Origin of the sequence: Nocardiopsis sp. NPDC006832 (assembly GCF_040635885.1) — a bacterium.
Classification (GTDB): domain Bacteria; phylum Actinomycetota; class Actinomycetes; order Streptosporangiales; family Streptosporangiaceae; genus Nocardiopsis.
On the sequence record NZ_JBEYLC010000022.1, the window covers coordinates 57,729 to 70,918 of the forward strand.

General features: G+C 70.7%; 11 protein-coding genes. 5 read left to right on the plus strand and 6 right to left on the minus strand.

Features of this window, described 5'->3' with window-relative positions:
- Positions 1-37: 37 nt before the first annotated feature.
- The 6 genes from ABZ717_RS13115 to ABZ717_RS13140 all read right to left on the minus strand — a co-directional run bounded on the left by ABZ717_RS13115 (position 38) and on the right by ABZ717_RS13140 (position 6,789).
- Positions 38-565, minus strand: coding sequence for a DUF3558 family protein (locus tag ABZ717_RS13115; RefSeq protein ID WP_358508952.1), 528 nt, complete (start codon positions 563-565; stop codon positions 38-40).
- Between the two features lie 124 nt (positions 566-689).
- A complete protein-coding gene (locus ABZ717_RS13120; RefSeq protein WP_358508954.1) occupies positions 690-1,118 on the minus strand; it encodes a hypothetical protein in 429 nt (142 codons plus the stop codon).
- Between the two features lie 56 nt (positions 1,119-1,174).
- The gene (locus ABZ717_RS13125; RefSeq protein WP_358508956.1) at positions 1,175-4,162 is read right to left on the minus strand and encodes an SMC family ATPase; all 2,988 of its coding nucleotides are present in this window, start codon (positions 4,160-4,162) and stop codon (positions 1,175-1,177) included.
- A complete protein-coding gene (locus ABZ717_RS13130) occupies positions 4,162-5,319 on the minus strand; it encodes an exonuclease SbcCD subunit D (protein WP_358508958.1) in 1,158 nt (385 codons plus the stop codon). Before ABZ717_RS13130 ends, ABZ717_RS13125 begins: the two co-directional genes overlap by 1 nt.
- A gap of 41 nt (positions 5,320-5,360) precedes the next feature.
- Positions 5,361-6,020 carry an O-methyltransferase gene (locus ABZ717_RS13135; protein WP_358508960.1) on the minus strand — a complete coding sequence of 220 codons (660 nt, stop codon included), beginning with the start codon at positions 6,018-6,020 and terminating at the stop codon, positions 5,361-5,363.
- 55 nt (positions 6,021-6,075) lie between these two features.
- A complete protein-coding gene (locus ABZ717_RS13140; RefSeq protein ID WP_358508962.1) occupies positions 6,076-6,789 on the minus strand; it encodes a metal-dependent hydrolase in 714 nt (237 codons plus the stop codon).
- 247 nt (positions 6,790-7,036) lie between these two features.
- On the opposite strand from ABZ717_RS13140, the gene ABZ717_RS13145 reads away from it, so the two are divergent.
- Genes ABZ717_RS13145 through ABZ717_RS13165 form a run of 5 tightly spaced genes read left to right on the plus strand, consistent with a single transcriptional unit; the run spans position 7,037 to position 13,005 of the window.
- Complete coding sequence (locus ABZ717_RS13145) at positions 7,037-8,875, plus strand: ABC transporter substrate-binding protein (RefSeq protein ID WP_358508964.1); 1,839 nt, start codon at positions 7,037-7,039, stop codon at positions 8,873-8,875.
- Positions 8,872-9,942 carry an ABC transporter permease gene (locus ABZ717_RS13150; protein WP_358508966.1) on the plus strand — a complete coding sequence of 357 codons (1,071 nt, stop codon included), beginning with the start codon at positions 8,872-8,874 and terminating at the stop codon, positions 9,940-9,942. The genes ABZ717_RS13145 and ABZ717_RS13150 overlap by 4 nt, the downstream gene beginning before the upstream one ends.
- Positions 9,939-10,889, plus strand: coding sequence for an ABC transporter permease (locus ABZ717_RS13155; RefSeq protein ID WP_358508968.1), 951 nt, complete (start codon positions 9,939-9,941; stop codon positions 10,887-10,889). Before ABZ717_RS13150 ends, ABZ717_RS13155 begins: the two co-directional genes overlap by 4 nt.
- On the plus strand, positions 10,886-11,935 hold the full coding sequence (locus tag ABZ717_RS13160) for an ABC transporter ATP-binding protein (protein WP_358508970.1): 1,050 nt from the start codon (positions 10,886-10,888) through the stop codon (positions 11,933-11,935). Before ABZ717_RS13155 ends, ABZ717_RS13160 begins: the two co-directional genes overlap by 4 nt.
- Positions 11,932-13,005: an ABC transporter ATP-binding protein gene (locus ABZ717_RS13165; protein WP_358508971.1), complete on the plus strand. Its 1,074-nt coding sequence runs from the start codon at positions 11,932-11,934 to the stop codon at positions 13,003-13,005. Before ABZ717_RS13160 ends, ABZ717_RS13165 begins: the two co-directional genes overlap by 4 nt.
- Positions 13,006-13,190 lie beyond the last annotated feature (185 nt).

Sequence of the window (13,190 nt, forward strand, 5' to 3'; positions counted from 1 at the left end):
GAGCGTGGAAAGGGGGCCCGACCCTTGTTCGCGACGATCACAGTTCAGGGGAGGCGGTGATGAGGCTCCGGGCGGTCTGGATCGCGGTCTCACAGGCGTCGTCCGCGCTGACCTGGACGAACAGGCTGTGTTCGTCGGAGGTGGCCAACTCCAGGTTGCAGGAGTCGGGGAAGGTCTCGGTGTAGCCGGGATAGCCCTCCACCGCCACGTACTCGTACGCCTCACCGCCCTCGAACGCCGCCGAGAGGGCGCGGGGGACCGGTGGCTCGTCCTCCCCGGCGTCGGGGTCGTGGGTCTCCACCCGCACGTCCACGCTGGAGTCGACCGCGTCGGTGAAGAAGCAGTTGTCGTCCGACTGCGGACTGCCGCTACCACCCTCGGCGAGCAGACCCAGGTCGATCGCGGTCTCGTCGGTCAGCAGGTCACAGGGGTGTCGGACGCTCGGATCCAGCGGGGGCACGTCGAACTGATCGATGGAGTCCCGCTCGGCCAGGTCGACCTCGCCACCGCAACCGCCGACCAGCATGGCCGCCACGGCCGCGACCGCCCACCTCCACCCGCGCATCCCGCCGCCCTCCGCACAACGAAGCCGGGGCTCCCCGATCAGGGGACCCCGGCACGAAGCTACAGAGCGTCGCCGCCCCCGGCGCCCTTGTGGCCGGAAACGGTCACGGGGGTGGACATCGGGTTCAGGAGATGAAGGCCGTCACACCGGTCACCAGGAGCGCCATGGCCAGACAGATCACCAGGCCGCCCACCAGCACCGAAGGGGTGGGTTTGATCCCCGCCAACCCGGTCTGGCCGCTCACCAGGGCCTGACGACGCGCCACCATCGGCAGCATGGCCGCGTTGACCGCGTACATCACGATCGCCACGACGCTCGCCCCGGCGAACCCCACCCAGAAGCCGGCTCCCGCCGACATCTCGTTCAGGGCGGTCAACGCCGGCAGCACCACCCACAGCACGATCGAGGCGACTCCGAAGGCGGTGAGCAACCGGGGAGAGGACCCCCGGGAACTCCCCGACACCACGAGCAGCAGGCCGAGCAGGGACGCCACCAGGATGGCGCCCCCGATTCCGAACACGACGATGTTGACCAGCGAATTCACGTTGGTCATTGTCCCACCGTCGGCCGGGCGCCCCGACCCGGGGTACCCGAGCGGCGATGGTCGGATCAGCCGTGGTGTTCCACGCTCGAACCGGCGGCGCTCTTGCGCACGGTCAAGCGTGTGGTCACCCGTCGGCGCAGGTCCGCCACGTGGCTCACCACGCCCACCGCCCGGCCGCCGTCGCGCAGCCGGTCCAACACGTCCAGGACCTCTTCCAAGGTGTCCTCGTCCAGGGTGCCGAACCCCTCATCGACGAACAGGGTGTCGATCTCGGTGCCGCCGGCCTCCGCGGTGGCCACGTCGCCCAGCCCCAGGGCCAGCGCCAACGAGCTGAAGAAGGTCTCTCCGCCCGACAGCGTCGCCGGGTCGCGTTCGAGTCCGGTCCAGGAGTCCAGCACGCGCATGCCCAGACCACCCGCGGAACGGGCCCGCCCGTCCCCGGCCGCCTTGTCGACGGTGTAGCGCAGTTCGTAACGGCCGTCCGACATGGTCAGCAGTCGGTCGTTGGCGGCCGCCACCACCTGCTCCAGCCGGGCCGCCAGGACGTAGGCGGACAACCGCACGCTGTCGGTGTTGTCCGGGGACGTGCCCGCGGCCAGGGTGCTCAGCCCCTGCGCGATCGCGTAGCGGCGCAGCACCGGCTCCGAACCCGCCATCCGATCGGCCAGCTCGGCGCGCAGATCACCCAACCGGCGCGCCCGATCGGCGAACATGCCCTGCCAGGTCAAGACACGTTCGGCGGCGTGCTCGGCGGTGGCGGCCACGGTCTCCAACGCGATCAGGTCCGGTGGCTCCTGCTCACCGGCGGCCACGAGTTCGGGATCGGCCAAGCGTTCCCGAACCGCCGCCCACTGATCGTCGAAGTCACGAGTGCGACGGCGCAGGTCCCGACGCTCCCGATCGTCCAGCGCGGCCTCCAGGACCTCGGCCTCGTCGGTGAACCCGGTCTCGGCCCGGGCCGCCTCGGCCTCGGCCCCGGCGGCGCGCAGCTCCTCGGCGGCCCGTGCGCGCTGGTCCATCGCCTCGGCGGTCCCGCGCAACAGGTCGGCCTCGCCGGTCAGGCGCGCGATGCGTTCGGGCAGTCCGGCGTCGGCGCCACGGGCCTCGTCCAGCAGCGCCGTGAGCCGTTCGTATTCGGCCTGTGCGCTCTCCCGACGGGCCAGGAACTCACCCTCCTGGCGGCTCAGCGCGCCCACACGCTCCTCGGCGTGCCGTAGCTCCTCGCGGAGCCGGACCAGCTCCTGTTCCAGGTTCTTACGCTCACCGACGGCGGCGCGGGCCTCGGCCAAGCGGGCACGTGCGGCCCCGACCTCCTCCTCCGCGCTCGTGACGGTGCGATCCTCCGCGACCCTGGCCTCGGCCTCCAACCGACCCCGGACCCGCTCCACCGCGCGCTCGGCCGTCGACCGGTCCGTGGCGGCCCGCTCCGCGGTGGCATGGGCCTCCTTCTCCCGGTCGGCGGAGACCAGGCCGCCCTCGCTCGGCGTCGCGGGGGAGGGGTGTTCGACCGATCCGCACACCGCGCACGCCGACCCCTCGGCCAGATCGGTGGCGAGCTCGGCCGCCATCTGTCCGATCCGCCGCTTCGATAGGTCCTGTGCGTGGTCCACGGCCCGCTGCGCGGTGTCCACGACCGTTCGCCGGGTCTCCTGCGCCCGCTCCAGTTCCACGGTGAGCCGCTCGTGCGCCACGGCCGCCGTGTGCCGCTTCTCCGCCAACGTCAACGCGTCCTGGGCCGTCTCCACCGACCCGGCGTGTTCGCGTACCCGTTCCAGTTCCCGCTCGACGGCGGTCACCTGGATCGGCAGTGTCTCCTTACGCTCCCCGGCCCGCTCCGACTCGGCGCGGACCCCGGTCAGCCGCCGGTCCAGGTCGGCCAGTTCCCCGCGCAGTGCCCGGCGGCGTTCGGCGTCACCACGCAGCAGCTCCAGTCGGGCCAGTTCGTCGCGGCGTCCCCGCTCGGCGGCACGCAACGACTCCGCGCCGGTCGAGGTGGTCACGTCCAGGTCGGGCAGGCCCGCCACCAACGACAATCGGTCGGTGACGGCCAACTCCGCCTTGTCCAGTTCGGTGCGGCGGTGGTCACGGGCGCGCAGGAACGGCAGCACGGCGTCGGTGCGCTCCGCGGCGGTCAGGCGTTCCTCGGAACGGGCGCGCCAGGGCCGGTGTTCCTCCAACACCGCGCTCCGCTCCCGGGCCTGGTCGAGCCGGGCACGCCGCTCCCCCAGCGAGCGCCCCTCGGTCAGCGCCCGCCGGGCCAGGTCCCGGGCGAACGTGAACTCATCCATGAGCGGTTCGGTGTCCCGAACGGTCGCGGCGGTGATCACGGCCAGCTCGGTGGCCCAAGCGCTCAACTCGGCCGGGTCCGACTCCTGTGGCGTGGTGGAGCGGCCCACCTCGGCGATCCGACCGGCGACCTCGCGCACTCGTTCCTCGGCCGAACGCACCTCGCGTTCGAGCCTGCGAGTGTGGCCGCCCAGCCATTCCTCCACGTCCCGGAACACCCGGGTGTTGAAGATCCGCTCCAAGGACTTGCGGCGGTCGTCCGACTTGGCCCGCAGGAACTGGGCGAAGTCGCCCTGGGGCAGCATGACGATCTGGCAGAACTGGGTGAGGGTGAGCCCCACCTGGTCACCGATGAACTGTCCGGCCTCGTCGGGGCGAGTGGTGACCGGCTGCCACGTTCCCTCCAGCAGCTCCTGGACCACCACCTTCTGGTTCTGGGTGACGGTGCCGGTGCCTCGCTTTTTGGGACGCTCCCAGCGGGGCTTGCGGTTGATCCGGATCCGGCGCCCTCGGATGGTGAACTCCAGGGTCACCTCCGGCTCCAGGTCCGGTGGCGCGTGGTCGCTCTTGGGGGAGCGGTCCTTGCTGCGGGCCCCGGGGACGCTTCCGTACAGCGCGAAGCAGACCGCGTCCAGCACGGAGGTCTTGCCCGCCCCGGTGGGGCCGTGGACGAGGAAGAGCCCGCCCTGGCCGAGCCGATCGAAGTCCACCCGTTCGGTACCGGCGAAGGGGCCGAACGCGGTCATGGTGAGATCGTGCAGGCGCATCAGTGGATCCCTTCCTGGAGCCGGACCTCTTCGACGGCCCGGTCCACGAGCGCGCGCTCGTCCGGGGTGGCGGGTGCGCCGCGGGCCCATTCGACGAAGTCGGCGACCACGTCGCGTTCGGGGCGTTCGGCGATCGCGCCGGTGACGGGTCGCCGGTCGGGCGCGCCGCCCTCGGGGGCGAACTCCAACAACAGGGCGTGGGGGAATCGTTCGCGCAGCCGCTCCATGGGCCGGGCCGGCCGACGCGGGTCGGTGAGGGTGACCTGTAGCCAGTGACCGGTGTAACGCTCCCAACCGGTGCCGGTGAGCAGGTCGTCGAGGCGCCCGCGGATCCGGGCGAGGGGACGCGGCACCGGGGCGTCCACGAACTCGGCCCCGGCGAACCCGTCGGCGTCCAACTCCACCACCCAGCAGCCCTTGCGGTGGCGTTCCTCGGAGAAGGAGTAGGCCAGCGGGCTGCCCGGGTAACGCACGGTGGGGGTGATGGTCTGTCGGCCGTGCAGGTGGCCCAGAGCGACGTAGTCGACCCCGTCGTAGATCGAGGCGGGCACGTGCGAGGCACCGCCCACGGAGATGTCGCGTTCGCTGTCGGAGCCCTCGCCGCCGGTGACGAAGGCGTGCGAGAGCACCACCGAACGGGTGCCGGGGCGCTCGTCCAGGTCGGCCCGGATCAGACCCATGGCGTGTCCGATCACCGCGGGGTGCCCACGTTCGGTCAGGTCCCAGTGGTGCCGGGCGATCTCCGGTTCCAGGTAGGGGATGCCGTAGAAGGCGACCGGTCCGTGCTCGTCGTCGATGACCACCGGTTCGCCCACCCCCTCCAGGGAGCTGCGCAGGTGGATTCCGGCGGCGTCGATGAGGTCGGTGGCGAAGGCCATGCGGGTGAGGGAGTCGTGGTTTCCACTGATCAGCACGGCGCGCGCCCCGGTCGCGCGGATCCGTCCCAACGCCCGGTCGAACAGGCGCACGGCGTCCACCGGTGGCAGGGCGCGGTCGTAGAGGTCCCCGGCGACCACGACCACGTCGATCCGTTCGGCGTGGATGGTGTCGACGAGGTGGTCCAGGAACGCGGCCTGGGCGTCGATGAGGTTCTCCCGGTGGAAGGAGCGACCCAGGTGCCAGTCCGATGTGTGCAGCAGGCGCATGGAAGTGGACATTACCCAAGTCGCGGGTGTTCCCGTCGGGAGAACCGGCGATCCTACAGCTTTCGGGCCAGGGTGAGCCCGTCGCCGAGGGGGAGCAGGACCTGGGAGACCCGGTCGTCGGCCACCAGACGGTCGTTGAAGTCGCGGATGCCCTGCACGTGGGGCGCGGTCTGCTCGGGGTCGATCACCCGCCCGTGGGAGAGGGTGTTGTCGGCCAGCAGCAGTCCGCCGGGACGGATCCGCGGGACGAGTTCCTCCCAGTAATCGAGGTAGCCGGTCTTGTCCGCGTCCAGGAACGCCAGGTCGAACCGGGTGTCCTCGGGCAGGGCGCGCAGGGACTCCAGGGCCGGTCCGATCCGCAGTTCGATCTTGTCGGAGACCCCGGCTCGCTCCCAGTAGCGGCGGGCCACCGACGTCCACTCCTCGCTGATGTCCAGCGCCAGGAGGGTGCCGTCGTCGGGAAGGCCGCGGGCGAAGCAGATGGAGGAGTAACCGGTGAACGTACCGACCTCCACCGCGTTCCGGGCCCCGGACAGCCGCGTGAGAAGGGTGGTGAACGCTCCCTGCTCGGGGCCGATCTGCATGCCCCGCTGCTGGGGGAAGAGCCGAGCGGTCTCCTCGGCCAGGTCGGCGAGGACGGGGTCGACCGGTTCGCTGTGGGCGACGACGTAGGCGTGCAGTTCCGGGGTGAGGCCTTCTGAGGTTCGAGTCACCCGCACAACCCTAGGACCCCGGCCCGGCCCAGGCCAGGACCGCGACCGGGGAGGATCAGTGCTGGGGGAGCAGGGTGGGCCAGTCGAAGAGGTAGATCGACCCGACGACGACACCGATGGTGAGCAGCGGGGTGACGACCTTCTTCTCCACGGGACCGTCGGTGACGAAGCCCCGACCCTGCCCGATGCGCTTCTTCCAGAACGGCCAGAAGATCGGGACGCCCATCTTGGTGATCATGTCGCCGAAGAAGTGCAGGATCACGCCGAAGGCGACCGCCAGGCCGAGCCAGGTGTAGTTCAGACCGGCCGCGTACAGGCCCAGGGTGATCGCCGCGGTGCCCAAGGCGTTGATGATCCCCGACGCGGCCCGGTTCTTGTCCAGACCGAAACCCAGCCCCTGGAGGGCGATACCGATGAGCAGGAACACGAACACCTGGACGGCCAACTCCGACCACAGGGCCAGGGCGGTGACCAGGACACCCATCAACGCGGCGAAGAAGAACGAGTGCGTTCCCATCCGGTGACCGCCGAAGGCCCAGTTCAGAATGTCACTGAGGACCTCGGTGACCTTCCCGTAGGTCTTGGTCACCGTCGCGCTCTTGTGGTCCACGTCGGGCAGGAGGGCCGCCCCCGCGCACACCAAGGATCCGGCGACGATTTCACCCGGGCCCAGTTCGAAACTGAGACCGAGGAATTCCTTGCCTTGGACGAGCGGAACGACCGCCATCCAACCGACCACGCCGCTCAGTGCGTGAGAGTGCCCCATCATGGCGGGAACCGTAGCGGAAGTCCTCTATTCGCCGCGAATCGGTGTTCGGGTTTCGGTCGACCGATGAAGACCCTTTCGCCACTCCGATCCCGCGAAACGACCCTGATTCCCGCCGTAGGAGTCGAATGTGTTGCGATATCCCGCCTCACCTCGGAGATGATTGACGCTCGTCACAACCTGTTGGTAGACAACCAACCACCCCCAGGTGGCCAGGCCACCACCCCACGATGAATCGACAGGGGCCGTCATGACACAGCACCCACCTCCCACCGGCGCCCTTTTTCGCCGGACGCTGGCCTCCACCGGCGCGCTGATCCTGCTCGGGGGGCTGTCCGCGGTACCCGCGGCGGCCGAAGAGTCCGACGCGAACACCCTCACCGTGGCCATCTCCCAGCAGGTGGACTCGTTCAACCCGTTCACGGCGCAGTTGGCCGTCACCACCAACATCCTCAGACACGTCTACGACAGCATCGTGACGGTCGACCCGGAGACCAACGAGCCCGCGCCCTCCCTCGCGGAGAGCTGGGACACCTCCGATGATGGTCTGACCTGGACCTTCAACCTCCGTGACGACGTCTTCTTCACCGACGGCGAGCAGCTCACCGCCGACGACGTCGCGTGGACCTTCACCACCATCATGGAGAACGACGCCGCGGCCATCGCCTCGGGCAACTACGTCGCCGGGTTCGAGGAGGTCATCGCCGAGGACGACCAGACCGTGGTCATCGAACTCGACGAGCCCCAGGCCACCATGACCGCGCTCAACGTCCCGATCGTGCCCCGGCACGTGTGGGAACCGATCGTGGAGGAGGAGGGCGAGGCCTTCTCCGACTACGCCGGCGACGACTTCCCCACGGTCGGCAGCGGACCCTTCGCCCTCACCGAGCACTCCCGAGGCGAGCACATCCGTCTGGAGGCCAACCCCGACCACTGGCGTGGCCCGGCCGGCTTCGACGAGCTGTACTTCCGTTACTACTCCGAGAAGGACGCCGCCGTCGAGGCGCTGCGCAGCGGCGAGGTCTCCTTCGTCTACGAACTGACCGACGCCCAGGTCACCTCCCTGGAGTCGACCGAGGACATCGCGGTCAACATCGCCGACGGCAAGCGGTTCCAGGCCTTCACGATCAACCCGGGCGCGGAGACCCAGGACGGTGAGGCGTTCGGCGACGGACACCCCGCGCTCCAGGACCGGACCCTGCGCCAGGCCATCGTCATGGGCATCGACAACGAGGAGATCGTCCAGCAGGGCGCCAACGGCCAGGCCGTCGCGGCCGGTGGCTACATCCCGCCGCGCTACACCGACTTCCACTGGTCGCCCGAGGGCGAGGAGGCCACCCTCGACTTCGACCCGGACGCCGCCAACGAGATGCTCGACGAGGCCGGCTACGAAAGGGGCGACGACGGGGTGCGCGTCTCACCCGACGACGACCGCCTCGAACTGCGCATGCACGTGCACTCCGACCGCCCGGACAACGTCCAGGCCGGACAGGTCATCGCCGAGCGCCTCGCCGACATCGGCATCGAGATCGACAACCAGACCGTCGACCCGGGCATCCTGAGCGACGCCCTCTACGACGCCGAGTACGACCTCATCTTCACCGGGTGGACGGTCAACCCCGACCCCGACTACGTGTTCAGCATCCACACCTGCGACGCGCTGCCGACCGAACCGGGCACCATGCAGGGCGACGCCTACTTCTGCGACGAGGAGTACGACGAGCTCTACGAGGCGCAGCTGAGCGAGTACGACCACGAGGCCCGCGCCGAGATCGTCCACCAGATGCAGGAGATCCTCTACGAGGAGGCCGTGGTCAACGTCCTGGCCTACCCGAACATCATGGAGGCCTACCGGACCGACCACATCGAGAGCATCCAGCTGGAGCCGACCGAGGGCGGCAACATCTGGGGCCAGGACGGCTACTGGGCCTGGTGGTCCGCCCAGCCCGCTGAAGGCGGATCCGACGCGAACGGCGGCGGGATCTCCACCGGGGTGGGCATCGGCATCGGCGTCGTGGTCCTCGTCCTGCTCGCCGGTGGCGCGTTCCTGTTCTTCCGCAACCGTTCCACCGTGGAGGACCGCGAGTGACGACCACGCCCATCGAGGTGGACGGACCGGACGGGGCGGGGGCCGATGGGCTCCCCGCCCCGGCGGCCCCGGGGGGAGGGCACCGGGCACGACGGGTGATCACCTACGTGGCCGGCCGCCTGATGACCGCGGTCGTGTCCCTGTTCGCCGTGATCGTCGCCGGGTTCTTCCTCTTCCGGATCCTGCCCGGCGACCCCGTCCGCGCCATGACGGAGGGACGCGAGGTCACCGCCGAACAGCGGGCGGAGCTGCGCCGCCAGTTCGGCCTCGACCAGCCCCTGTGGCGACAGTTCCTCGACTACGCCGAAGGGCTGATCCACCTCGACCTGGGTGTGTCCTTCCAGTACCGCGAACCGGTCGTGGACCTCATCCTGGAACGTCTGGGGCCGACCATCCTGCTCGCCGGTACCGGCACGGTCATCGCCGCGCTGCTCGGCCTGTTCCTGGGCTCGCGCGCCGGTTGGAGGCCGGGCGGGCGCGGCGATCGGGTCAACACCGCCGTCGCGCTGTTCTTCTGGTCGGTGCCCACCTTCTGGCTCGGCCTGCTCCTCATCGTCCTGCTGGCCTCCGGCCGCGGCTTCATGCCCGGCCTGTTCCCGACCGGCGGCATGGTCGACCCGGGCCTGACCGGCCCCGTGGAACGTGCGCTGAGCACCGCCCAGCACATGGTCCTGCCGGTCACCACGATGGTGGCGGTGATCTACGCCCAATACCTGATGATCATGCGCTCCTCCCTCATGGACGAGAAGGGGGCGGACTACCTGACCACCGCCCGCGCCAAGGGGTTGCGCGACGTCCTGGTCAGGCGCAGGCACGCCGTGCCCAACGCGCTGCTGCCCACCGTCACCCTCATCTTCCTCAACCTCGGACAGGTCGTGTCCGGGGTGATCCTGGTGGAGACGGTCTTCTCCTGGCCCGGCCTCGGCCAACTCTTCTACTCCGGCCTGGAAGTCCCCGACCTCGGCCTCGTCCAAGGTCTGTTCGTGGTCTTCGCGGCCTCGGTGATCCTCATGAACCTCCTGGCCGACCTGGTGTATCCGCTGCTCGACCCCCGGGTGCGCCCATGAGCGCCCCCACCGAACCCGCGCCCGGCACGGCGGTCTCGCCCCGCGCCCTGGCCCGGAAACGACGTCGTGAGGCCCTGGGTCGGTTCGCCCGCGACTACGCGCGCAACCGCGCCGGCCTGTTCGGCCTGGCCTCGCTGCTCACGATCGGCGTGCTCGCCCTGACCGCGCCCCTGTTCGTGGACCAGGCGCACCTGACCATCACCGGTGCGCCCGGTGACAGCTACCAGCCGCCCAGCACGGAGTTCCCGCTGGGCACCGACAACTTCGGCCGTTCGATCCTGGACCTGATCATCTGGGGCGCGCGCGTCTCGTTGACGGTCGGGCTGCTGGCCACGTTCGTCTCCGTCACCCTGGGCACCCTGGCCGGGGTGACCGCCGGTCACTTCGGCTCCTCCGGAGGGGTGGGCGGCCGAGTGGTCTCCTCGGTGATCATGCGCGTCACCGACTGGTTCCTGGTGCTGCCCACCCTGGTCCTGGCGGTGGCCCTGGCCGCGGTGCTGCCGCGCGGCACCGGCACCATCATCCTCGCGATCGGGCTCACCGTCTGGCCGCCCACCGCCCGACTGGTGCGCGCCCAGACGCTGGCGGTGGAGGCCCGACCCTACGTGGAACGCGCCCGGGCCCTGGGCGGCGGCCACGCCCACGTCATGGGCTGGCACGTGCTGCCGAACGTGATGCCGGTGGTGCTCGCCCAGACCACGCTGTTGGTGGCGACCTCGATCATCGCCGAGTCCACCCTCGCCTTCCTGGGGATGGGCGACCCCACCACCATCTCCTGGGGTGGCATCCTCCAGGCCGCACGCACCTCCGGGGCGATCAGCGCCGGGATCTGGTGGTACATCGTCCCACCCGGGCTGGCCATCGCCGTGGTCGCGCTGTCCTTCACCCTGTGCGGGCGCGCGGTCGAGTCCGTCATCAACCCACGTCTGAGGGGAGGAGCCGGGTGAGCGGCCTTCTCGACGTCCGGGACCTGCGCGTCACCTACGCTACCGGTGGGGGTGAGATCCCGGCGGTGCGCGGCGTGAACCTGTCCCTGGGCCGCGGTGACACCCTCGGTGTGGCGGGGGAGTCCGGCAGTGGCAAGTCCACCGTGGCCCTGGCGCTGCTGCGCCTGCTGCCCGCCACCGCCCGCGTCACCGGGGACATTCTGCTGGAGGGCGAGAACGTCCTGGAGATGAAGTGGGGACGCCTGCGCGCCGTGCGCTGGGTCGGTGCCTCGGTGGTCTTCCAGGGGGCCATGCACTCCCTCAACCCGGTCAAGCGGATCGGCGACCAGATCGCCGAGCCCCTCGTGCTGCACCGGACCGTGAAGTCGGACCGGGTCGCTACCCGGGTCACCGAACTCCTGGAACAGGTGGGCCTGCCGGTCTCCCGTTCCCAGGACTATCCCCACCAGTTGTCCGGGGGACAACGCCAGCGGGTGATGATCGCGATGGCCCTGGCCTGCGAGCCGCGGCTGATCATCGCCGACGAGGCCACCACCGCCCTGGACGTCATGATCCAGGCGCAGATCCTCGCGTTGCTGCGCGGGCTGGTCGAGGAGACCGGCATCGGCATGCTGATGATCAGCCACGACCTGTCCGTACTGGCCGCCACCTGTGATCGGCTCGCGGTCATGTACGCCGGTCGGATCGTGGAGGAGGGGCCGGCGCGGGACGTGGTGCACCGGCCCGCCCACCCGTACGCGAGCGCGCTCAGCGCCGCCTTCCCCAAGATCGGCGACCCCGCCTCCCGACTGGCCCCGCGCGGCCTGCCGGGCGACCCACCGGACCCGGCCGACCCACCGTCGGGCTGCGTGTTCCGACCGCGCTGCGCGGTGGCCGAGTCGGTGTGCGCCACCGTGGACCCGCCACTGTGGCCGGTCCACCCCGGCGCCGACGGGCACGCCGACCGGCACGCGGCGTGCGTGCACGTGGGGCCGGGATCACTCTCGAAGGAGAGCGAGGGCGTCGACCCGACCGGGGAGACCAGCACAGAGGAGACGAGCCGTTGAGCGCCGACACCGCCCCTCGCCCGCCCTCCGCCGACGCCGAGGCGCGGACACCGCCCGTCCTGCGGGCCGACTCCGTGGAGGTGGCCTTCACGGCCGGGTTCGCCCCCGGCGGAGGGCGGGGCACCGCCCGTGCGGTGGACGGCGTTCACCTGGACGTGGCGCCCGGGGAGATCGTGGCCCTGGTCGGGGAGTCCGGCTGTGGCAAGACCACCCTGGCCCGCACGCTCCTGGGATTGGAGCGGCCCACCGCCGGCCGGGTGTTGTTCGAGGGCGAGCCGCTGCGCTACCGCTCCCGTGACCTGCGGTCCTACCGGCGCCGAGTGCAGCTCGTGCAGCAGGACCCGATGGGTTCGCTCAATCCGAGGCGCACCGTATACGAGTCGGTGGTCGAGGGTCTTCGTGTGCACGAGGGCACCACGGTCGACGAGTCGGAACGGGTGGAACGCGCGCTGTCCCGCGCCGGTCTGCGCCCGCCCGAACGCTTCCTCTCGCGCTACCCGCACGAGCTGTCGGGGGGCCAACGCCAGCGTGTGGTGATCGCCGGAGCCCTGGTCCTGGACCCCGAGGTGCTGGTGGCCGACGAACCGGTGGCGTCCCTGGACGCCTCGGTGCGCGGCGAGATCCTGCGACTCTTGCTGGAGTTGCGCGACGAACTGGGGTTGTCCGCCCTGGTGGCCACGCACGACCTCGGCCTGGCCTGGAACATCGCGGACCGGGTGGCCGTGATGTACCTGGGACGAGTGGTGGAACTGGGCACGGTGGAGGAGGTGCTGTCCTCGCCCGCGCACCCGTACACGCGCGCCCTGCTGTCGGTGCTGCCCGACTCCGGTGTGGAGGAGGGGCCGGTGGTGCTCAGCGGTGAGCCACCGGACCCCAAGCAGGTGCCTCCGGGGTGCCGTTTCCATCCGCGCTGCCCGATCCTGGCCTCAGGGGAGGCCGAGAGGGCAGGGGTGGCCGACCGGTGCGTGAGCGTGGATCCGGCGATCCTGAGCGGCGGGGCCGAGCGTCGCGTGGCCTGCCACTGGGCGGCCGCCGACGAGTCCGGTCGCCTGCCCGAACGGGCCACCTGACCGACCGAACCACTGACCGTGGACGGCTCCGGGACTCGGGGTTCCACACCTTGTCCCCGGCCGCGAGGCCCCGGCGTCCGGGCCCGGACGTGAGGTGCGCGAGTCACCGGTGGGAGCGGTGGGACAGGTGCGGCACGAGGTCTTCGAGGTGGGCCTTGACCAGCGGGGACGTGACGTGGGCGCGG